This is a genomic window from Nonomuraea typhae (assembly GCF_009760925.1).
In the GTDB taxonomy this organism is placed as follows: domain Bacteria; phylum Actinomycetota; class Actinomycetes; order Streptosporangiales; family Streptosporangiaceae; genus Nonomuraea; species Nonomuraea typhae.
The window spans coordinates 157,349-177,974 of sequence record NZ_VRLV01000010.1; the positions used below are offsets into that span (position 1 = coordinate 157,349).

General features: G+C 70.8%; 19 protein-coding genes. 12 read left to right on the forward strand and 7 right to left on the reverse strand.

The features are described 5' to 3' along the window. The first annotated feature begins 82 nt into the window (after positions 1–82). Complete coding sequence (locus FVE25_RS33830; protein WP_246267798.1) at positions 83–919, forward strand: D-alanyl-D-alanine carboxypeptidase family protein; 837 nt, start codon at positions 83–85, stop codon at positions 917–919. On the opposite strand, the gene FVE25_RS33835 is transcribed toward FVE25_RS33830, so the two are convergent. Together FVE25_RS33835 and FVE25_RS33840 are read right to left on the reverse strand one after the other, a co-directional pair. Further along, a complete protein-coding gene (locus FVE25_RS33835) occupies positions 864–2,444 on the reverse strand; it encodes a hypothetical protein (protein ID WP_157251209.1) in 1,581 nt (526 codons plus the stop codon). The genes FVE25_RS33830 and FVE25_RS33835 overlap by 56 nt on opposite strands. A gap of 65 nt (positions 2,445–2,509) precedes the next feature. Beyond that, entirely contained in the window at positions 2,510–3,118 is a 609-nt protein-coding gene (locus FVE25_RS33840) for a hypothetical protein (protein ID WP_157251210.1), read from the reverse strand. A 333-nt stretch (positions 3,119–3,451) separates the two neighbouring features. Here FVE25_RS33840 and FVE25_RS33845 point away from each other — a divergent pair, with 333 nt between their 5' ends. Then, a complete protein-coding gene (locus FVE25_RS33845) occupies positions 3,452–3,739 on the forward strand; it encodes a DUF397 domain-containing protein (RefSeq protein ID WP_157251211.1) in 288 nt (95 codons plus the stop codon). On the opposite strand, the gene FVE25_RS33850 is transcribed toward FVE25_RS33845, so the two are convergent. From FVE25_RS33850 to FVE25_RS33860, 3 genes are all read right to left on the reverse strand, one after another. Next, positions 3,652–4,494 carry a helix-turn-helix domain-containing protein gene (locus FVE25_RS33850; RefSeq protein ID WP_157251212.1) on the reverse strand — a complete coding sequence of 281 codons (843 nt, stop codon included), beginning with the start codon at positions 4,492–4,494 and terminating at the stop codon, positions 3,652–3,654. The genes FVE25_RS33845 and FVE25_RS33850 overlap by 88 nt on opposite strands. 122 nt (positions 4,495–4,616) lie before the next feature. Further along, positions 4,617–5,435, reverse strand: a complete 819-nt coding sequence (locus FVE25_RS33855) for a TrmH family RNA methyltransferase (protein ID WP_157251213.1) — start codon at positions 5,433–5,435, stop codon at positions 4,617–4,619. Further along, positions 5,435–6,196 carry a DUF4184 family protein gene (locus FVE25_RS33860; RefSeq protein ID WP_157251214.1) on the reverse strand — a complete coding sequence of 254 codons (762 nt, stop codon included), beginning with the start codon at positions 6,194–6,196 and terminating at the stop codon, positions 5,435–5,437. Before FVE25_RS33860 ends, FVE25_RS33855 begins: the two co-directional genes overlap by 1 nt. 121 nt (positions 6,197–6,317) lie before the next feature. Between FVE25_RS33860 and FVE25_RS33865 the strand changes: the two genes are divergently transcribed. From FVE25_RS33865 to FVE25_RS33900, 8 genes are all read left to right on the forward strand, one after another. Then, positions 6,318–6,953: a cation efflux transmembrane domain-containing protein gene (locus FVE25_RS33865; RefSeq protein WP_246267799.1), complete on the forward strand. Its 636-nt coding sequence runs from the start codon at positions 6,318–6,320 to the stop codon at positions 6,951–6,953. Between the two features lie 136 nt (positions 6,954–7,089). Further along, positions 7,090–8,868, forward strand: a complete 1,779-nt coding sequence (locus FVE25_RS33870; protein WP_157251215.1) for a substrate-binding and VWA domain-containing protein — start codon at positions 7,090–7,092, stop codon at positions 8,866–8,868. 107 nt (positions 8,869–8,975) lie between these two features. Next, positions 8,976–10,568, forward strand: coding sequence for an RNA polymerase sigma factor (locus tag FVE25_RS33875; RefSeq protein WP_181019788.1), 1,593 nt, complete (start codon positions 8,976–8,978; stop codon positions 10,566–10,568). A 373-nt stretch (positions 10,569–10,941) separates the two neighbouring features. Continuing rightward, positions 10,942–12,060, forward strand: a complete 1,119-nt coding sequence (locus tag FVE25_RS33880; protein WP_157251217.1) for a GNAT family N-acetyltransferase — start codon at positions 10,942–10,944, stop codon at positions 12,058–12,060. A 147-nt stretch (positions 12,061–12,207) separates the two neighbouring features. Then, positions 12,208–13,041 carry a glycosyltransferase family 2 protein gene (locus tag FVE25_RS33885; protein WP_157251218.1) on the forward strand — a complete coding sequence of 278 codons (834 nt, stop codon included), beginning with the start codon at positions 12,208–12,210 and terminating at the stop codon, positions 13,039–13,041. Positions 13,042–13,054: 13 nt separating this feature from the next. Then, positions 13,055–13,984 (forward strand): glycosyltransferase family 2 protein, encoded by a 930-nt coding sequence (locus tag FVE25_RS33890; protein ID WP_157251219.1) that lies wholly within the window; start codon positions 13,055–13,057, stop codon positions 13,982–13,984. Beyond that, positions 13,981–14,775, forward strand: coding sequence for a polysaccharide deacetylase family protein (locus FVE25_RS33895; RefSeq protein WP_157251220.1), 795 nt, complete (start codon positions 13,981–13,983; stop codon positions 14,773–14,775). The genes FVE25_RS33890 and FVE25_RS33895 overlap by 4 nt, the downstream gene beginning before the upstream one ends. Continuing rightward, complete coding sequence (locus FVE25_RS33900) at positions 14,768–16,114, forward strand: lipopolysaccharide biosynthesis protein (protein ID WP_157251221.1); 1,347 nt, start codon at positions 14,768–14,770, stop codon at positions 16,112–16,114. Before FVE25_RS33895 ends, FVE25_RS33900 begins: the two co-directional genes overlap by 8 nt. Here the strand turns inward: FVE25_RS33900 and FVE25_RS33905 are convergent. Next, positions 16,052–16,993, reverse strand: a complete 942-nt coding sequence (locus FVE25_RS33905) for a glycosyltransferase family 2 protein (RefSeq protein ID WP_181019789.1) — start codon at positions 16,991–16,993, stop codon at positions 16,052–16,054. The two genes, FVE25_RS33900 and FVE25_RS33905, sit on opposite strands and share 63 nt — an antisense overlap. Positions 16,994–17,059: 66 nt before the next feature. Between FVE25_RS33905 and FVE25_RS33910 the strand changes: the two genes are divergently transcribed. After that, positions 17,060–18,235: a DegT/DnrJ/EryC1/StrS family aminotransferase gene (locus FVE25_RS33910; RefSeq protein WP_181019790.1), complete on the forward strand. Its 1,176-nt coding sequence runs from the start codon at positions 17,060–17,062 to the stop codon at positions 18,233–18,235. Between the two features lie 53 nt (positions 18,236–18,288). Next, positions 18,289–19,341 (forward strand): glycoside hydrolase family 26 protein, encoded by a 1,053-nt coding sequence (locus FVE25_RS33915; RefSeq protein ID WP_157251224.1) that lies wholly within the window; start codon positions 18,289–18,291, stop codon positions 19,339–19,341. Here FVE25_RS33915 and FVE25_RS33920 read toward each other — a convergent pair. Beyond that, positions 19,338–20,324, reverse strand: coding sequence for an XRE family transcriptional regulator (locus FVE25_RS33920; protein WP_157251225.1), 987 nt, complete (start codon positions 20,322–20,324; stop codon positions 19,338–19,340). The genes FVE25_RS33915 and FVE25_RS33920 overlap by 4 nt on opposite strands. Between the last annotated feature and the right edge of the window lie 302 nt (positions 20,325–20,626).

Here is a 20,626-nt window from a genome sequence, read left to right on the forward strand (position 1 = left end):
TACCCCCATCAAGCTGTAGTTTTCCCGCCCAAAGGGCCGACTTCGGCAAACGGACCTTAGATCACCTGTCACCATGGCTGACATGCATATTGGGGGAATCTTCGCTTCTGCCGCGGTAGCCGTACTCGTGGGTGTCGCCACGCCCGCCTACGCAGCCGCGAAGCCCGACGTCGGTGCCAAGCAGGCGTACGTCGTCGACTCAGCCGGAACGATCCACGTCGGCAAGCGCCAGACCAAGAGGGTCCCGGTGGCCAGCCTGGTCAAGGTGATGACCGCCTACGTGGTGCTGCGCGAGGCCCGGCTGACCGACACCGTCACGATCACGGCGGCGGACGTACGGCACGCGGCCGACAACGGCGCCACCAGCGCCGCGCTGCGCAAGGGCGAGAAGCTGACGGTCGAGGAGCTGTTGTACGGCCTCATGCTGCCCTCGGGCGCCGACGCCTCGAACGCGCTGGCCAGGACCTACGGGCCGGGCAAGAAGGCATTCATCGACAAGATGAACGCCACCGCCCGCCAGCTCGGCCTGGCCGACACCCACTACACGAACGCCGACGGCCTGCCCACGCCCGCCCGCGGCGGCTACTCGACCGCCGTCGACCAGGCCAGGCTCGCCCAGGTCGCGCTGAAGAACCCGGCCTTCACCCAGGTCGTCTCGGCGAAGAAGCACAAGGTCGCCAAGTCCGCGGACAACCGCGCCCACACCTGGAAGAACACCAACAAGCTGCTGGAGCGCACCGACGGCGTGCTCGGCGTCAAGACCGGCTACACCCGCGCGGCCGGCTACTGCCTGCTCTTCGCCGCGGAGCGCGACGGCAGGCAGGTCGTCGGCGTGCTCCTCGGCGACCAGAACGAGCGCCGCTTCACCGAGGCGGAGGAACTGCTCGACTACGTGAGCGCGCAGATCGCGGCGGGCTGAGCACCGCCTCGGCCCTGGCACACAGGTACGGCCGCGCCAGGGCCAGGGCGGTGACCGTGAGCGCCATCCCCAGGAAGACCGGCGCGAGGTGCCAGAGATCGACGTAGCCGATGGCGCCGTGCACCACGACCGCGGGCAGGAATCCGGCCGCCCCCGCCACCGCCAGCACCCACCACAGCCACGCCTCCCCGCGCCGCCAGGCCCACATGCTGAGCAGCGTGATCGCCGCCCCGGCCGCGACCAGCGCCCCGCCGAAGGTGACCCGGTCGTGCGCGATGAACGGCAGCAGCCGCGGGTTGGCCGCCCGCATGGCGTCCGGATCGGCCCCCAGGAACTCCAGGTCGCTGGGGACGAACACCTCGGTCAGCCCGACGGCCGAGACCACGATCCCGCCGATGAGCAGGCCGAATCCGGTGACCACCATGAGCAGTTGCCCGGTGAGCGCGCGGCGCCGCAGCCGTTCCGGCCCCTCGGGCAGCACCCGCCAGCGCGGCGGGCCTGCGGTGCGCCGCGTCGCCAGGAGGAACATCGGCAGCAACACCACGGTCGCCGCCGCGTGCACCGGCTCCAGGAACCCGAAGCCCGCGAAGGAGAACCAGCTCAGGAAGCCGATGGCGCCCGAGACCAGATAGGCCCGCCGCGCCCACGGCCAGCGCCGCCGCAGGCCGCCCGCCGCGATCCCCGCGTACAGGACCCCGATGGCCACCATGGAGCCCGCCAGGGTGATCCGGTCATGCTGCAGGAACCCCGGCAGGCGGTGGCTGATCGCATGCAGATGGTACGGCCCGGCCCCCAGGAAGTCCCGGTCGTACCAGAGCAGGATGGGGCCCAGCGTGACCACGGCCGCGCCGAGGGCGAACGCGATGACGCCCGCCCCCATGAGCACGCCCCACCACCAGCCTGGCCATCGCCGTGGATCGGCGCCCAGCGCGCGCAGGCGGGGCGGCGCCTCGGCGGGCGTGGCGGCCTCGATGACCCGGGCGAACCATCCCGGCCCCGCCTCGATCAGCACGGCGGGCGTGGCCAGCACGGTCTTCCGGGGATCGGCGAGCACCCGGGCCGCGTCGTCCACGGACGGAGAGCACGTGCGGACGAGATCCGGATCAGGTCCGAGGACGGCGTCCACGTGCCCTTTCACGGCTTCCGCGACCCAAGGCTCATCGGTCCGCACGACCACCGGAACCCGCCGTCCCGCCGCCGCCCGGCGCACCTCGGGCACGTCCTCCGAGGTCACCGGTGCCACCTCGATCAGCCCGGCGCCGAGCGGTGCCATGGCACGCACGGCCGCACGGGCCGCGGAGGGCGGGACGACCACGCCCACCCTGGCCCGCACCAGGACGCCGGAGACCGTCCCGGCCAGGCTGGGATGCGGGTGGAGATGGCCGAGTCCCTGGGCGATGAGCCGCGCCCCGCCGGGCAGTGACCCCACGGCGGCCAGAGCCCGCAGCGCCAGGTGGCGCGAGCGCCCCTCGCCGAGCATCGCGGCGGCGATCCCCCGCAAGGGGTGATAGGTCCAATCGGGCATCGACCGGCCTCCCGTTAAGCAGTCGCTCAAATCAACATGGAGGCTATCTTAAGCGATCGCTCAAGTCAGAACAGCCCATCCAAAAGAGCCAGGAGGGTAACCGCCAGGGCGCCCATGAGGGTGACGATGATGGCGTCCTTGTTCCGGCGGAAGAAGCCGGGGCGGTCCCGTTCCGGGCCGTTGTACATGGAGGCGTGACAGATGACGCGGCGGAAGACGAATCTGCACGCGGGCGCCAGGAGCAGGGCGGCGGCCGGGCTCGCGGCCAGGAGCCACCACGTGGGGCCCGCGACCGCCGCGATGAGGAGAACCAGGACCTCGGCGAGCAGCAACGCGAAGACATATCCCACCACGGGCTTCTTGAGCACGTGCCTGATCCATCGTCGCCAGTACGGCCGGCACAGGTCGTCAATCGTCTGGGCGGCTTCCAACACGTCTCCCGAGCTGCTGCTGTGGCGGAGTTTCGCGCGTTCGCGGCAGAGCTCGACCCACAACGTGGGCTCCGTCATGTCCGGGCGGGTGGCCCACATGCCGACGTATTTCAACACCCGATCGGCCTTGTCGGGCAGATCCAGGAAGTCCGCGGGCGAGGAGAGCAAGAAGCAGGTGCCGCGGGCGTCCTGCACCTTGCACGCGAAGTCGCCGACCGAGGAAACCGCTTCACCGATCTCCACGAGGACCGTTTGGTGGAGCACTACCGGCCCCAGGTCGCACTTTTTCCCAGAGGGAATTTTTCGAATGCCCATTGCATGTTTTCTCTTTTGGACTCTGCCGCACTCGCGAGGAGTGCGGATGTGCGTGGATTCTGAGCCCCGTACCATGCCCGGACGTCATTACCGTTGCCCCCAGACGCCCGGCCGATCATGAACTTAAGCGGTTTTGGCTCCTCTCCATTGCCGGACGGTGACAAGTGGGTATCGATTGCCCGCGAGACGCTCGCGTACAGGTGTTCATGGAATGATGAAGCAGGCCCCCTTGAATCCTTCGTCGGTCACAGCGAGGACGGTATGAGGGTGACGGAGTTCGACCTCCCGAGGTCGGCATGGCGCAGAAGCACTTATTGCGGTTCCAGCGGCGCATGCGTCGAAGTGGCCGTGCTCGACGACCAGACCATCGCGATGCGGTCATCGGCACAGCCGGAACGCCCGGTGCTGATCTTCGCCCCCGAGGCGTGGATCAGCTTCCTCGGCAGCCTCCGTGCCGGCCATCAGGAGGAGGACATCCCTTCCAGCAGGGCGGCCGACTCTCCGGCCGGCCGGGCCAATGACTGGATGACGCCGAAGACCCGCTCGTAGACGGCGGTCCGGTCCGCGTCGTCGAGCAGGTGGGACTCGTTGAGGTGCTCGAGATAGACGACCTTCGGCTCGACCGGGTCACGGAATCCGAGCATGATGAACGCTCGTCCCTCGGCCGGGTGAAGGCCCACGTCGCGGGAGATGACCTGGACGGAGACGCCGGGCCGCCGGCCCATCTCCACGAGATGACGGAGTTGCTCCTTCATCACCCCGCGGTCGCCCACGGGCCTCCTCAGCGCGTCCTCCTCGATGACCACGTGAAGGTTCGGGGGCGAATCGCCCGCCAGCAGCGACTGCCGTTGTTTCCGCAGCGAAATCCTTTGTTCCGCCAGCTCGGCGGGCACGCCACACGTGTGCATGACCGCGCGCATGTACGCGTCCGTCTGCAGAAGCCCCGGCACCAGGAAGGGCTGATAGAAACTTATGTCGGTGGCTTCGTCTTCAAGGCTGACGAAGAATTCATATCCCTCGGGAATGATGTCCGCGTATGCCTGCAGCCATCCCTTCTTTTCCCGGGTCTGCCGGACCCAGGCCAGAAATGCCGCCCGGCGTGCGTCGCCCACCCCGTACAGGCCGAGCATCTCGCGGACGTCGATCGGCCGCACCGCCACCCGGCCCGTCTCGATCCGGGAAATCTTGGCCGGCGAGCACTCCAGGTGCGCTGCGGCTTCTTCGAGGGTTTTGCCGCTCTCCTCCCGGAGCTCCCGTAACTTCGCGCCGAGCTGGAGGCTCGCCATGGCCCTGTCCCTGATCATGCGGTCACTCACCCCATCTAACGACACCAAGGGCAAAACCTAGCACGCTTCACGATACGACGAAATGCAAGGATTTGCACCACTGTGGGCGTCTGAATAGACAGCAGATGGGCATAAATCGCTTATTTAGTAGGAAATGGGACCATTAGCCCATGGCAGGCGATGGCCGCCGCCGCCACGACGTTCAGCGAGTCCACCCCGGCGGCCATCGCCACCGGGCTCATCGGGATGCACACCGCCTCGTCGGCCTCCTCCAGCCAGTGCGAGGACAGCCCATCGCCCTCGGCGCCCAGCAGCAGCGCCACCCGGTCCTTCAGCGCGGCGGCGTGCAGCGGCGTGGCGGCCTGGTCGGGGGTCAGGGCCAGGGTCTGGAAACCCGCCTCCCGCAGCTGCGCCAGCCCGCCGAACCAGTCGTCCATGCGCGCGTACGGGATCGAGAACACCGAACCCATCGAGACCTTGACCGCCCGCCGGTAGAGCGGGTCGGCGCAGCGGGGCGACAACACCACCGCGTCCACGCCGAGCGCCGCCGCGCACCGGAAGATGGCCCCGATGTTGGCGTGGTCGACCAGATCCTCCAGAACCACGATCCGCCTGGCCCCGGCCAGCACCTCCGGCACGGACGGCAGCGCCACGCGCTCCAGCGAGGCCAGCGCACCGCGGTGCACCTGGAACCCGGCGATCCCCGACACGACCTCGTCGCCGGCCACGTACACCAGCGCGTCGCCGACCGCGTCGGCCAGCGAGCGCAGCCAGCGTTCCGTGGTCAGCACCGAGCGCACCGGGTATCCGGCGGCGATCGCCCGCCTGATCACCTTCTCCCCCTCGGCCAGGAACAGACCGCGGGACGCCTCCAGGCTCTTGCGGAGTTCGACGTCGCGCAGCCCGGTGTAGTCGGCCAGGCGGGGGTCGGCGGGGTCGCTCACGTACTCAAGCACCATCAGATGGTACGCACCCGGCGCCGCCTGACCTGCCAGGTCACGGCGTAGCCGGTGAGCACCAGGCCGAGGCCGACCAGGGTGCCGGCGCCGATCCGGGTGACCAGGCTGGCCAGGCTGCCGTGGTCGGGATGGTCGATCAGGGGCCAGACGGCCGCGCCGAGCACGATGCCCGCCGCGCAGGCCCACAGGACGGCCCGCCGTACCGGCCAGGGGGTGTGGAGATGCCCGGGTACGGCTGCCGCCGCCATGCGGGACAGGCCGCGCACGGCCCACCAGGCGACGACGGCCAGGCCGGCGATCGAGGAGAGGTACTGCAGCAGGCGGAAGACGCTGATCACGCCGAGCACCCGCTCGTCGAAGAAGGTCCACCCCCAGACGTCCACGCTGTAGGAGTGGGTGAAGGAGTCCCAGAAGACGTGCGTGGCCGATCCCAGGAGCGCTCCAAAGACGATGGGCAGCAGGCGGAAGGACGGCGTCAGCGTGGCGGCCCTGCCGCTCAGGGCGGGTGGCAGGAGGGCGATCAGGGGCTCGCGGTACAGCCCGTGGAAGAGGTAGACGAGCACGACGACGGAGAGCAGGTCGAGGGTGAGGATCCCCTGCAAGGAGTGCCAATCCGCATAGGTGGGCAGAAAGGGCAGGAAGATCGGCAGGTCGGGAACCATCGCGCCGATCGCCAGGGCCCACGGGTCGAGCACGGGGCGCAGCCTGGCCGACGAGATGAGAGGCAGCACCGCGGCCACGTGGGCGGGAGTGAACGGCATCGGATCACCCTACCCGGCGGATCTTGCCCATTCTTTGCGTAAACTGCCCAAGATGACCTTATGTAGTGGGTAGGTTACTCACCGCTGTCGGCGGCCGGACGCGGGATCTCGGGGGTTCAAGGTGCCTGAGCAGCTGGTTCATGCGCATCCGGCCGCGTCAGCCGACTGGTTGCGCGATGCGCGCCTGGCGCGGCGGCTCAGCGTGATCACGCTCGGCTGGCTGGCGGTGGAGAGTTCGCTCGGGCTGGCGGCGGGGTTCTCCTCGCATTCTGTGGCGCTGATCGGCTGGGGCCTGTCGGCGCTGGTCGAGGCGGGGGCCAGTCTCGTGGTGCTGTGGCGGTTCACGGGGTCGCGCGTGCTCTCGCCTTCGGCCGAGGGTACGGCGCGGCGAGCCGTGGCGGTGAGCTTCTGGCTGCTGGCGCCCTATCTCGTCATGCACGTGGCGCACGACCTCGAGGCCGGGCATCGGGCCGTCCCCAGCGTGCTGGGGATCGTCGTCACGGCGGTCGGCCTCGCGGGGATGCCGGCGCTCGCGGCGGCGAAGCGGCGGCTGGCGCGGCGGCTGGGTTCCGCGGCCACGGCGGGCGAGGCCGTGCAGAACCTCATCTGCGCGGGGATGGCCGGGGGCGTGCTCGCCGGGTTGTGGCTGAACACCCTGGGCTGGTGGTGGGTGGATCCGGCGGTGGCGGTGGCCCTGGCGGGCGTCGCCGGGCGCGAGGGATGGCGGGCGTGGCGCGGTCACGCGTGCTGCCACTGACGACTACCAAACGTAATCAATGCATCAAAACTAGTGTTTTGTTGGGCCAAGCCCACCGAGTATCGTTCACCGGAGTATTGAGGGAGCATCTACCGCCAGGATCTCCGAAAGGTCTCGAGACACCGAAGAGGACATCGTGGGGCGACACCGTACAGACGAGCTCGATGACGGGTATCGGGCCCAGGATCCCGGCCCGCGCCGCCGCAACCGTGGCGGCAGTGGGCGCGGCAAGGTACTCGTCCCCCTGGCCGGGGCGGTGGCGCTGGCGGTGCTCCTGGGCGTGGCCGCGTTCGTCATCTTCAACCGCGACCACGACTGCTCCGGCGGGAAGCTGCCGCTGAGCGTGGTGGCGGCGCCCGACATCCAGCCGGCGCTGCAGAAGATCGCCGAGAAGTACAACAAGTCGCTGGCCTCGATCGACAGCAAGTGCGTCGAGGTGAAGGTGGCCAAGGAGAACCCGTTCAAGGCGGCCAACAACATGGCCTCGGGCAAGCTGACGCCCGACGTGTGGATCGCCGACTCCAGCCTCATGGTGAGCGAGGTGCGCGGCACCACCGCGGGCGCGCAGATGCCGGAGCCGTCCGGCTCGGTGGCCAGCTCCCCCGTCGTGCTGGCCGCCGCCAAGTCGATGGCCGGCAAGCTCTCCGGCAGCCTGCAGCCGAGCTGGGCCGGGATGATCGCGGCGGCGAACGTGGCCAACCCCGACGGCCCCGGCCGCAAGGTCCGCGTGCTGGCCCTCGATCCGAAGAAGAACTCCGCCGGGCTGAGCGCGCTGCTGGCCGCGGCGGGCGCGGCCAAGGAGGCCGACCTCGACGACAAGGCCGTGGTCGGCGCGCTCAAGGAGCTGTCGGACCAGGTCGTGCCCAGCCCCGACGCGCTGCTGGCCAGCCTCGCGGTCAAGTCGGGCAGCAAGGTGCCGGTCGGCGTCGCCGCCGAGCAGGCCATCTACGCCCACAACAGCAAGAAGCCCGACTCGCCGATCGTCCCGCTCTACCCGCAGGAGGGGACGCTCAGCCTCGACTACCCGCTGGTCATCACCACCAAGAGCCCGGACGCCCGCAAGGCCGCGGAGGCGTTCAAGACCGAGCTGGCCGGGCAGTCCGCCCAGAACACGCTGCGCGCCCACGGCTTCCGCAGCCCGGACGGCAAGGCCGGGGACGTGCTCACCAAGGAGAAGGGCTTCGAGCCCAAGGCGCCCGAGGCGCTGAAGAAGCCGGACGTCAAGACGGTCGCCTCGATGGCCCAGTCGTGGTCGCGGCTGAGCCTGGGCACCCGGATGCTGGCGCTGCTGGACGTCTCCGGGACCATGGCCTACCCGGTGCCCGGCAGCGGCATGACCCGCATGCAGGCCATCACCAAGATCGCCAGCGAGGGGCTCGGCCTGTTCGAGGCGGACTCGGAGATCGGCGTGTGGGCGTTCTCCACCCACTTGCAGGGCACACAGGACTGGCGTGAGCTCATCTCCGTCGGCCCGCTCAGCGAGTCGGTCAACGGCGTGCTGCGCAAGGAGGCGTTCGCCAGCCAGCTCGGCAGCATCCAGGCCAAGCCGACGGGCAACACCGGCTTGAACGACACCCTGAAGGCGGCCTACGCCCGGATGACCGAGGAGTACGCCGACGACAAGATCAACACTGTGCTGGTCCTCACCGACGGCGCCGGCAACGACGACCCCGAGGGCGGCATCGGCAACAGTGAGATCCTCAGCTATCTGAAGAAGACCTACGACCCCAAGCGGCCGGTGAGCATCCTGCTCATCGCCTTCGGCCCCGACGCGCCCAAGGGCAAGGCCCAGATGGACGCGCTGGCCAAGGCGACCGGCGGCGAGGCGTACATCGCCAAGAACATCCTCCAGGTCCGCGACTTCTTCGCCCAGGGCATGTCGCGCCGCCTGTGCGCCCCTCGTTGCGATGGATGACAGCACAGACGGATAAATCCGCCCTTATGCCCAAGTGGTATAGAGCGCCAACCCCTCTTTAACAGGAGGCGTCCTCCCCCGAGGACATGCACCTGCGGGGAGGGTTTGTGGCTGGATGGCCTACCGTCGATCGGGCCGACGATCATGAGCTGGTGGCGGCGCTGCGGCGGGCCGGCAAGGACGCCCCGGCCAGGCTCTACGACGCCTATGCCGAGCGGCTGCACGACTACGCCTGTGCGCTGACCGGGGACCGCGACAGCGCCGCGGACTCCGTGCACGACGCCCTGGTCACCGCGCAGGCCGGCGTCGAGCGGCTGAAGGAGACCACCCGGCTGCGCCCCTGGCTGTACGCGCTGACCAGGTTCCAGGCCGCGGCCCGCATGGCCCGCGCGGACGCCGCCCCGGGGACGCCGCCGCCGGTGTTCGACGAGCCGGAGGACCCCGAGCTGGCGGCCCTGGTCCACGAGGTGCTGAACGAGCTGAGCCGCAACGAGCGGGAGGTCCTGCAGCTGTCGCTGCGGCACGGGCTGACGCCCGCCGAGGTCGGCGCGGTGCTGGGGCTGACCTCGCGGCAGTCGGCGGCACGGCTCACCCGGGCCCGCGACCACCTCGAGAACGCCGCGGCCGCGGTGGTGCTGGCCAGGACGGGGCGGGCGCACTGCCCGGACCTGTCGGCGATGGTCGACTCGTGGGAGGGCCCCCTCACGCCGATGTTGCGCCGCAGGTTGTCCGGCCACATCGGCGGCTGCGAGGTCTGCACCGAGGGCAAGCAGCGGCAGGTGGCGGCGGCGGCCCTCCTGGACATGGTCCCGGTGGCCTTCCCGCCGATCTCCCTGCGCCGCCGGGTCGTGGGCACCTGCCTCGATCCCGAGCTGGAGCACACGCGCACGCTCATCCTGGAGCGGGGCGAGAACTTCGACCGCACCGGCTTCCCGGTGAACCACCACACCGACCACCACACCGACCGCCACACCGACCGCCGCGCGGACCGCCGCGCCGGCCGCCGCACCCGGCGCCGCCGTCCGCGCAGGCTCGCCCCGGTGCTGCTGGCGGGCGTCGCGGTGCTGGCGGGGACGGGCGCGATGGCGCTGATGGGCGCCGAGGACGGCACCCCGGCAGCGGTACGGCAGGCGCCCACCCCCACCGGCTCACGGGCGCCGATGGCGATCCCGACCGACGAGCCGCCGGAAGAGGAGCCGGTCGAGGAGCCGGAGGAGACGATCCAGGAGCCGGAGGAGACGACGCCGGAGCCCTCGGCCACGACCCGGCGCCCGGCGCCCTCCGCCACGAGGCCCGCCGGCAACCCGACCCCGACCCGCCGCCCCGCGCCCGCCGCCGCCCGGCTGTCCATCGGCTGCCCGGACTCGATCACCGGCGCCGCCAAGATCGGCCTGCGGGCCCGCAACGCCAGCGTGACCTGGTCGGCCGCGGTCTCCGCGGGCATGGGCGTCTTCCCGGCACGGGGCACGCTCAGGGCGGGCGGGTCGGCGTCGATCTGGGTGACGATCGACGACCCGGACGCGGCGGGCGGCGGTTCGGTCGCCTTCACCTCGAACGGCGGCACCGCCTCGTGCTCGCTGTCGTGGCGGGGACGGCAGCCCACCGGGGAGCCCACCCCGTCGGAGGACCCGACGCCGACCGCGGAGCCCACTGAAACGCCCGATCAGTCCGCAACAGGTGATTTGGTGGCGTCGAAATAGTCGGGCCACCTCAGTGACAGTTCAGTGATATCCAGGGATATATCAGGCACTAGGTCGAACTTCCGGTATGTGATAGGGCATCCTGATTGGCTTGGGGGGACGTACCGGGATCAGGCGCGCATTTATCCTTAAAAGATCTTCAGGCTAGAAACCTGGCGCCCAGGTAAACCGGTACGCTCCGCCAAGCGTCGGCATTGACTCGCCCGTGGGCCGATTGGTCCCATGAATGGGCGATCAATCGTGCGATCACCGCTTATGGAGCCAGGAGAGCCGGACAGATGCCCGATCATGCCGTTCAGACGCAGCCGACCCCGCAACGCGTTGCGGCTGCCGTCAGCCCGTTGCATGATCGTGATGGAGTGGGGGCAGCCAGGTGAACATCACAGTCGTTCGCCCCGGAGATCTCGGTGAGACGGAGCGGTCCCGCTGGCGGGAGCTGCAGAAGGCGGACCCGAGCCTCGACAACCCGTTCCTGTCGGTCGAGTTCACCCTGGCCATGGGCAGCCTGCGCGACTACGTCCACGTCGCGATCGTCGAGGACGCCGGGCAACTCACCGGCTTCTTCCCCTACGAACGTCACCCCTTCGGCATCGGCAAACCCCTCGGCGGATTCCTCACCACCTGCCACGGCCTCATCTCCGTGCCCGGGCTCAAGCTCGAGGCCAAAGCCCTGCTGCGCGCCTGCGGGCTGAACGTCTTCGGCTTCGACCACATGGTCGCCGGCCAGCCGACCTTCGCGCCCCACGAGAGCGACGTACGGCCGGCCGCGGTGATGGACTTCACCTCCGGCTACGACGCCTGGCTCGACCAGGTGAAGCGCAACTCCGCCAAGAACCTGAAGACCTGGCGCTACAAGGAACGCAAACTCGCCAGGGAACACGGCGAGCTGCGCCTGTCCTGGGCGGGCACCGACCCCGCGGAACTGAGCAGGCTCCTGGCCTGGAAATCGGACCAGTACCGCAGGACCGGACGAGTCGACCGGTTCGCCCAGCCCTGGATCGTCCGGCTGACCGAGCGGATGCACGCCGAGCAGTCAGCCGACTTCGCCGGGGTGCTCACCATGCTCTACGCCGGGGACGTCCCCGTGGCCGGGCACTTCGGCCTGCGCACGGCCACGACCCTGGTGGGCTGGTTCCCCGCCTACGACACCGAGTTCGGGAAGTACTCGCCCGGCATCGTGCACCACCTTCACATGGCCGAGGCGGCCGCCGGGGCGGGACTGCACATGGTCGACATGGGCAAGGGTGGCAAGGACTACAAGCACTGGCTGCAGAACGGCGCGCTGCACGTCTCCGAAGGGCGCGTCTCGCGGCCGTCCGCGGCGGCCGCCGTGCACTGGATCGGCCGCGTTCCCTTCAACAAGGCACGAACAATTGTCACCGATTCGCCGTCTCTCTATAGAGCGGCAGATCGTGTGTTGAAGGGCTTTGGGCGTATGCGTAGTACTCGAGGCCAAGAGTCAGGCACCAAAGAACCATCGGGAGCGCGCTGAGCGCTCCCCGTCCCGGCAGCACAACACCAGCACCCTCACTCCCACTGGACCGGCAATGCGACACTTACCGCTTTCGGCATTCCCACGGCACCCGGGCGTCGCCGAGCGCGGCCTGCGGCGAGTGGTCCCGGAAGGATCGTCCCCGAAATGAGTCCCGATAACATCAGGCACAACGGCAAGCCGCAGGTCACGTCCCTGCGGTCGATGCCGCCGCTTGAGCGTTTCACCCCTGTGACCCCGCACCTGGCGATATCGCGCAGGGTCAGTGTGGTGGTCCCCGCCATGAACGAGGCGGAGAACCTCCCGCACCTGTTCGCCACGTTGCCCCAATGGATCGACGAGATCGTGCTCGTCGACGGCAACTCGATTGACGAGACGGTCGAGGTGGCCAGGCGACTACGACCGAGTTTGCGGATCATCACGCAACCCGGCAAAGGCAAGGGCAACGCCCTGGCCGCCGGTTTCGCCGCCTGCACGGGCGACATCATCGTGATGATCGACGCCGACGGCTCCATGGACGGAAGGGAGATCGTCTCCTTCGTCGGTGCCCTGGTGACCGGCGCCGACTTCGTCAAGGGCTCGCGCTACGCCACCGGCGGCGGCAGCGACGACCTGACCTTCGGCCGCAGCATCGGCAACAAGGCCCTGACCACCCTGGTCAACCTCATGTACGGCACGCGCTACACCGACCTGTGCTACGGATACAACGCCTTCTGGGCCCACCATCTGGACGTGCTGGACCTCGACTGCGACGGTTTCGAGGTGGAGACCCTGATGAACGTGCGCGCGGCCAAGGCCGGGCTGACGATCCACGAGGTGCCCAGCAACGAGCGGCAGCGCATCCACGGGCAGAGCAACCTGCGCACCTTCCGCGACGGGTTCCGGGTGCTCCGGACCATCCTGCGGGAGTGGCGCCGCCCACTGGCCGCCTCGTACCCCGAACCCACCGCCGCGCCCGCAGCCGACCGAGGCGTGGCCTAGCAAAGGCCCATCCGTGCGTACATCCGTCGTCATCTGCGTCTACACCGAGGAGCGATGGGAGGACATCAGGCAGGCCGTGGAGTCGATCGAGAACCAGCGCCGGCAGGCGCACGAACTGATCCTCGTCGTCGACTACAACCGGGACCTGTACCTGAAACTCACCCGCGCCTACCCGAAGGCCGTCGTCGTGGAGAACAGCCACGAACGCGGCCTGTCCGGCGGCAAGAACACCGGGGCCGCCGTGGCCACCGGTGAGGTGGTCGCCTATCTCGACGACGACGCGGTGGCCGATCCCGGGTGGCTGGAGGCTTTGGAGGAGGGCTTCCAGGAGCCGGGGGTGGTCGGCGTCGGCGGACGCACCGACCCGCTGTGGGCGTCCGAGCGGCGCCCGCGGTGGTTCCCGCACGAGTTCGACTGGACCGTCGGCTGCACCTATCGGGGCATGCCGGCGGTCCGGGCGCCCGTCCGCAACGTCATGGGCGGCAACGCGGCCTTCTTACGCGCGGTCGTCGGCGAGGTCGGCGGCTTCCACAGCGGCATCGGCCGCAGCGTGCAGGGCAGAAAGAGCCGCCCGCTCGGCTGCGAGGAGACCGAGTTCTGCATCCGGCTGACCCAGCGCAGGCCGGGCTCGGTCATGTTGTTCGAACCCCGCGCGGTCATCGGGCACAAGGTGCCCAGGCAGCGCGAGACGTTCGCCTACTTCCGTTCCCGGTGTTACGCGGAAGGGCTGTCGAAGGCGCTGGTCACCCGCGAGGTGGGCGCCCAGGACGGCCTGGCCAGCGAGCGCGCCCACGCGCTCAGGACGCTGCCGCGCGGGGCCCTGCGCGGGCTCGGCGAGGCGCTGCGCGGCGACCCCGGCGGGCTCGGCCGGGCCGGCGCCATCGTCGTCGGGCTGGCCTGGACCGCGTGGGGATACGCGGTCGGCTCCTGGAGGCTGCGATGATCCGCGTGCCGATCCTGATGTACCACTCGGTCACCGACCGGCCCAACGACGCCACCCGGCCGCTGGCCGTACGCCCGGGGGACTTCGCCGAGCAGCTCGCCTGCCTGGCCGACGGCGGGTACACGCCGATGACCTTCGCCGACCTCGTCGCGGCGGTCAACCAGCACCAGGTGCCGGACAAGGCGGTCGTGATCACCTTCGACGACGGGTACGCCGACTTTCACTCCCAGGCGCTGCCCGTGCTGGAACGCCACCGGTTCCCCGCCACGATCTTCGTCACCACCGGCTGGCTGGCCGACGCCGGCAAGGACTCGGCCGGCCGGCCCCTGGACGACATGCTGAGCTGGGGGCAGACGCGCGAGGCCGCGGCCAGCGGGATCGAGATCGGCGGCCACAGCCACAGCCACCCGCAGCTCGACCAGCTCCCCGACGAGGAGCTCCGCCAGGAGCTGCGCCGCAACAAGGGCCTGCTGGAGGAGCGGCTGGGCGCGCCGGTGGCCACCATGGCCTACCCGTACGGCTACTCCAGCGCGCGGGTGCGCCGCGAGGTGCGCAAGGCCGGCTACTTCGCCGCCTGCGCGGTGGGCAACGCGGTCGCCGCGGACCGGCACGACATGCTGGCGGTGCCGCGGCTGACCGTGGCCAGGCGCACCTCGATGGAGAAGTTCCGCCGCGCGGTCGAGGGCCGCGGCGTCCCGCTGCTGTATCTCAGGGAGCGGACGCTGACCAAGGGCTACGCGCTCGTGCGGCGGACCCGGTATGCGATGCGGCAGGTAAAAGCCCGTGACTGACTCCGGCCTCCGGAGGTTCCTCCCTGCCGACCTGAACGACCCGCTGCTGCGCAGCGCCTACTCGCTCATGCTCAACGCGGGCGCGGGCGCGGTCATCGGCCTGGGGTACTGGACCGTGACCGCCCGCGTCTTCGACGAGAAGGACGTCGGCGTCGGCATGGCCATCCTGGCCGCGATGCGGCTGCTGGCCGCCGTCACCTCCTTCGGCTTCGTCGGTACGGTCGCCCGCTTCGTCCCCGAGGCCGGCCCGCGCACCTCCCGCTTCGTGGCCACCGTGTACGGCGCGGCCGCCGCGCTGACCGTCGCCGGGTGCGCGCTGTTCCTGCTGACGCTGAGCAGCTGGGGCGAGACCTACAGCCTGCTGTCCGGCTGGGGGGCCGGGGTCGTCTTCACCGTCATGGTGATCGTCTGGAGCATCTGCACGCTGCAGGACGTGGTGCTCACCGGGCTGCGCAAGGCGCCCTGGGTGCCGGTGGCCAACCTGGTCTTCTGGGTGATCCGCTTCGCCGTCCTGGCCGGGTGCGCGGTGCTGCTGGCGCGCTCCACCGGCGCGGCCGTCTCCTGGGCGGTGTTCCTGGCCTGGATCGCCCCCGGCCTGGTGGTCGCGCTCTGCCTCAACACGATCGTCTTCCGCAGGCTGATCCCCCAGCACGCCCGGCAGACCGCGGACAAGTCGCTGCCGCCCGCCCGGCAGATCGGGCGCTTCCTGGCCGGCGACTACGCGGGCTCGATCTTCACGCTGCTGTTCAACTACGGCGTGCCGGTGCTGGTCGCGGCGCAGGTCTCCAAGGAGATGAACGCCTACTACGGGCTGACGATCACGCTCGGCGCCATGCTGGAGATGCTCAGCTACACGATGGCCTCCTCGCTGACCGTCGAGGGCGCCTTCGACGGGGCCAAGCTGGCCGAGAACTGCCGCCGGGCGCTGCGCAGGACCTTTCTCATCCTGACGCCGCTGGTGCTGGCCGCCACGCTGCTGGCGCCGGTCGCCCTCTGGTTGTTCGGCGAGGGGTACGCCCACCACGCCACCGACCTGATGCGGCTGATCGCGCTGGCGGCGCTGCCCCGCGCGGTGGTTGAGCTGTATCTGGGCGCGCTGCGGGCGCTGCGGCGGGCGAGCATGATCGTGTTCGTCCAGTTCGGCATGGCCACGATGGCGATCGGCGGGGCCCAGGTGCTGCTGCCCGTCTACGGGATCACCGGGGTCGGGATCGCGATCCTGGCCGCCCAGACGATCACCGCGCTGGCGGTGCTGCCCAGCCTGTGGCGGATCGCCTCAGGGCGCGCCCAGGCCGCGCGCCTCCATCCGCCGGACGACCCAGGCGGGGTCCAGGCGTAGCAGGGCGATGGCGGCCACGCCGTACGATCTGATCTCGCGCGGGTCGGTGGTGAAGGCGCGTAGCGACCAGCGCAGGGCTTCGGCGCGGCGGCCGACCGCGACCCTGGTGAAGGCGACCTGCCCGGCCAGGCGGGAGTAGCCCTTGCGGGAGGTGCGGATCTCGGGGTAGCGCTCCAGCAGCCACTGCAGGGCCTCGGCGATGACGTCCCAGCGGCCGGCGAAGTGCGACTGGGCGTGCATGCGCACGTGCAGGTGCTCCTCGGGGACGTGCACGATGGGCGCGTGGCGGGCGGCGCGCAGGAGCATCTCGTAGTCCTCGCCGTAGCCGCTCGGGATGGTCTCGGAGAACAGGCCGACCTCGTCGCCGACCAGCGCCGAACGGCGGGCCAGGAAGCCGGAGGGGTGCATGGCGGGCTGCCGGCCGTCCAGGAGGTCGGCGAAGGGGACCAGGCGCTTGTCCAGGTGGATGTGGCGGGTCCACTCGTCGTGGACGATGCGCGAGCCGCACGTGGAGAAGACGGCGTCGGGGTGCTCGCGGACCGCCTCGACCTGGGCGGTGATCTTGGTGGGCAGCCAGGTGTCGTCGTCGTCGCAGAAGGCCACCCACTCCACGTCCGCGCCGTGGGCGAGGATGCCGCTGTTGCGGGCGGCGGGCAGGCCGCGCACCCGCTCGTTCCTGATGAGCCGCACCGGCCGCGAGGCGGAGCCGGAGGCCAGGTCGGGATCGGGGTCGTTGCCGTCGAAGACCACGATCGTGGTCACGGTGCCGGGATAGTCCTGGGCGGTGATGCCCGCGATCGTCTCCCTGATCATCTCCGGCCGGTCGCCGCGCGTGCACACCACGACACCGACCTCGGGCCACGACTCGGATTGCGCCATCGTTTAGACCGCCCTGGGGGGAACAAGAACCTGCGATCGCCGACGTTACAGCGTATCGTTCCATCCGTGCCGAAGTACCAGGGAAAGCGGGACGATGTCCTGCTCGCGCCGCTGGTCCGGCGGACCGGACGCCCGGCGGTCTACCTGCCCTCCGCGCGGCTCGGGCTGTGCCTGGCCCTCCGCGCGCTCGTGGAGCCGGGACAGCGGGTGCTCATGTCCCCGGTCAACTGCGAGACCGTGCTGTTCGCCGCCGTGGCGGCCGGGTTGCGCCCGGTCATGGCGCCCCTCTCGCCGGACGACGCCACCATCGACGCCGCACGGGTCGACTGGAGCGGAATCGGCGCCGTGGTCGCGACCCACATGTACGGCCTGCCCGGGCAGATCGCCCGCCTGGCCGCCGAGTGCGCGGCCAGAGGCGTGGTCCTGGTCGAGGACTGCGCCCACGCCTTCCAGACCAGCGTGGCCGGGCGGCACGTCGGCACGTTCGGCGCGGCGGCCTCCTTCAGCCTGTCCAAGCACCCGCGGGCCGGGGCGGGCGGCGTGCTGGTGCTGCGCGAGGAGGCGGTCGCCGAGCGCGTGGCGGCCATGCGCGACGACCTGCTGCTGCCGCCGGCGACCGGCGGGGAGCTGCGCGCGGTGGCCGGGCCCCTGCTGCGCGACGCCGTCTACGCGCTGCGCCTGAGCACCCCGGCCTGGCGGCTGGCCCGCGCGCTCGGCATCGAGGCCACCTACGTCAGCGACGACTCCCGCGCCCGCGACCTGGCCGCGGTCACCGACGGCGAACTGCCCGCCTTCGACCGCTGGCTGTCGGTGGGCTCGGGCGGCTACCGCACCGCCCACGGCGGCGTGCTGCGCCGCTTCGCCGCCGCCCGCCAGCGCACCGCCGAGCGCGAGCGCGAGCGCCGCGTGCGCGGCGTGCGGCTGCTGGCCGGCCTGCCCGTGACCGCCCCGCCGGTGCGGGAGCTGAGCGACCAGCCGCTGTTCCGCGTCCCGCTGCTGGTCGAGGAGCGCGACGCGGCCATCGCCGCGCTGGAGCGCCGCGGCGTCATCACCACGGCGCTGTACATGCCGCCGCTGGACGAGGACTTCGGCCCGGTGACGGAGCCGGGCCCCACCCCGGAGCTCGCCGCGTGGTGGACCCGGCACGTGCTGCCCGTCGACCCGCTCCAGGCCGCCCGTGCGCTGCCCGTGCTGCGCACGCTGACCTCGCCGGTACGGCCAAGCGTTCGTACAGCGGATTGAAGGCGCCGCTCCCTACACTGGAGGCCGATCCGAGCGCCCCTACGGAGCCCCCCATGCCCCAGGAATCGGCGGGCCGGCACGCCGTGCCCCGCAGGAGCCGCCGTGCCCTGTGGAGCGTGCTCCTCGTCCTCGCCGTCCTCGGCGCGGCCACGGTCGTCTACCTCCGCCTCACGGCCACGCCCGGCGGCCGTGACTGCTCCGCCCCGGCCACGCTCAAGCAGGGCCCCGCCTGCGGCGCCTGGTGGGGCGTCTACACCCCGCCGGCCGCCGCCGGCATGCTCGGCCCGGTCACCGCGCTGGAACGCCAGGTCGGCAGGAGGTTCGACGTCGTCTTCGCCTACCACGACATGTCCGAGACGATCAACGGCCAGATGCTGCGCGGCGACGAGCCGCAGGCCGGCCGCGACCGGCTGCTGCTGCTCGGCTGGGAGTCCGAACGCTGGAACACCGGCGACAACATCCCCTGGGCCAGCCTCGCCCGCGGCGAGGCCGACCACAGCGTGATCGACCCGCAGGCCCGGCGCATCAAGGAGTACGGCAAGCCGGTCCTGCTCGGCTTCGACGGCGAGATGGAGATGCGCAAGAACGCCGGCTCCCCCGCCGACTACGTGGCCGCCTACCGGCACATCGTCGAGCGGTTCAGGCGGCTCGGCGTCACCAACGTGGCCTGGGTGTGGGGCGTGACCGGCTACTACCCCTTCCGCCACCGCTGGAAGGCGTTCTACCCGGGCGACGACTACGTGGACTGGGTCAGCTACGACCCCTACAACTTCGCCCGCTGCCGCAACGCCGAGTGGCAGGACTTCGAGACGACGATCAAGCCCACCTACGACTGGTTCACGGCCAACGGGTTCGGCAGCAAGCCGTTCATCCTCAGCGAGTACGGCACCGAGCACGACCTGCGCAGCGACGCCGCCCGCGGGCGCTGGTACGCCGACGTGCCCGAGGTGCTGGCCGATCTGCCCAACATCAAGGCGGTCGTCCAGTGGAACGCCGTGGACGCCGACGGCTGCGACTTCACCCTCACCGGGCCCGGCACGCTCACGGAGTTCACCCGGGCGGGCAAGGCCCCCTACGTACGGCAGAGCCTGCCGGCCGCCCGCTAGGGTGAGTCCGCGAAGTCCGGCTTCTCCGCCGGCTCGAAGCGGAAGGTCTGGTCGCGTTTGCCCGAGCACGCGTCCTGCGCCAGCTCGCCGCCCGGGTGCACGTCAGCCTCGCCGTCCAGCAGGCCGATGCATTTGCCGCTGTGGACGGGACGCAGGATGTAGCCGAGGTTGCCGTCGCGCTCGAACAGGAACCGCTGGTGCGCCGCCCCGATGCAGTCGGAGGGGGCGACCAGCGCCTCGTCGCCGAGGTAGGCGCCGTCCACGGTCAGGCAGCCGGTGCCCTCCGTGGGGTGGAACCACTGGATCTCGTAGACGTCCGGGCCGAGGGACCTGACCTTGGTGGCCGGCCCCGGGTCGGAGCAGGGGCGCTGGACGGCGAGCGGGCGGTCGGTCCGGCCCGAGCGTTCGCGGCCCTCGCCCACGCACAGTCCGCGGCCGGCGACGTGCGAGGGGATCATGCGGTACCAGCCGTCCGCGAGCGGTCCGGGGGCGGCCGTCTGGCTGGCCGCCGCCTTGCCCTCCAGCATCTCGCCGATGCCCCTGATGAGCGTGGGCGCGAACACGAGGGCGGCGGCCAGGCCCACGGCGACCGCGACCGCGGGCCACCAGCGGCGCACGAGCGAGCGTCCGCCCGCCTCGGCTCCGGCTCCGGGTCCGGGTCCGGGTTCGGCGGAGGGCTGGGGTTCCGCGCCTGAAGGCGGCGGCTCGGCGTCCGAGGCCAGGGCGCGGCGGGCGTGGACCCAGCGGCCGATCTCCGCCTCGTCCAGGCCGCAGGCGGCGGTGAAGGCGAGCACGAAGTCCTCCCTGGGGAGGGTGGCCCGGCCGAGAACGCCCGCGACCGTGCTCGCGGGCAGCGTGCCACCCGCTTTGGTGGCGAGCTGGCGATAGGTGAGGCCGCTCCAGCGGCGTAATCGCGACAGCGCGGTGACGTACTCGGCGGCTGTCGTGGCTTGCGTGGGGTCGGGTGGGCCGGCCTGGTCCAACGCTGCTTCTTCCGCTCGGTAGCCCTCTTCTCCTGGCTCGGGCGGTCATGCTAACAAATGGCCTTAACGCGAGTCATCCCCCTGCCTGGACACGGGAGGCGGCAGGGGGATGAGTCCGTCAGCCGGTCAGCAGCAGATGTCCGGACCGGACAGGACCGGGCCGTGCCGCGGACACGGCGCCCTCCTCAGCCGTCCGCGGCCAAGCCGGGGCCCCTGTATCCGGCTTGGACACCGACCGCCTCCGAACGGACACGGTGGCGCGTTCGCGATGTGCATCGGGCGACCTCCGATGGAGAAGGTTG

Excerpts from the sequence above, each read along its gene's own strand:
- FVE25_RS33855 (WP_157251213.1), bottom strand. The coding sequence starts at position 5,435 with ATGGTGCTTGAGTACGTGAGCGACCCCGCCGACCCCCGCCTGGCCGAC.
- FVE25_RS33895 (WP_157251220.1), top strand. The coding sequence starts at position 13,981 with ATGATCCGCGTGCCGATCCTGATGTACCACTCGGTCACCGACCGGCCC.
- FVE25_RS33830 (WP_246267798.1), top strand. The coding sequence starts at position 83 with ATGCATATTGGGGGAATCTTCGCTTCTGCCGCGGTAGCCGTACTCGTG.
- FVE25_RS33835 (WP_157251209.1), bottom strand. The coding sequence starts at position 2,444 with ATGCCCGATTGGACCTATCACCCCTTGCGGGGGATCGCCGCCGCGATG.
- FVE25_RS33885 (WP_157251218.1), top strand. The coding sequence starts at position 12,208 with ATGAGTCCCGATAACATCAGGCACAACGGCAAGCCGCAGGTCACGTCC.
- FVE25_RS33845 (WP_157251211.1), top strand. The coding sequence starts at position 3,452 with ATGAGGGTGACGGAGTTCGACCTCCCGAGGTCGGCATGGCGCAGAAGC.
- FVE25_RS33915 (WP_157251224.1), top strand. The coding sequence starts at position 18,289 with ATGCCCCAGGAATCGGCGGGCCGGCACGCCGTGCCCCGCAGGAGCCGC.
- FVE25_RS33860 (WP_157251214.1), bottom strand. The coding sequence starts at position 6,196 with ATGCCGTTCACTCCCGCCCACGTGGCCGCGGTGCTGCCTCTCATCTCG.
- FVE25_RS33850 (WP_157251212.1), bottom strand. The coding sequence starts at position 4,494 with ATGATCAGGGACAGGGCCATGGCGAGCCTCCAGCTCGGCGCGAAGTTA.
- FVE25_RS33905 (WP_181019789.1), bottom strand. The coding sequence starts at position 16,993 with ATGGCGCAATCCGAGTCGTGGCCCGAGGTCGGTGTCGTGGTGTGCACG.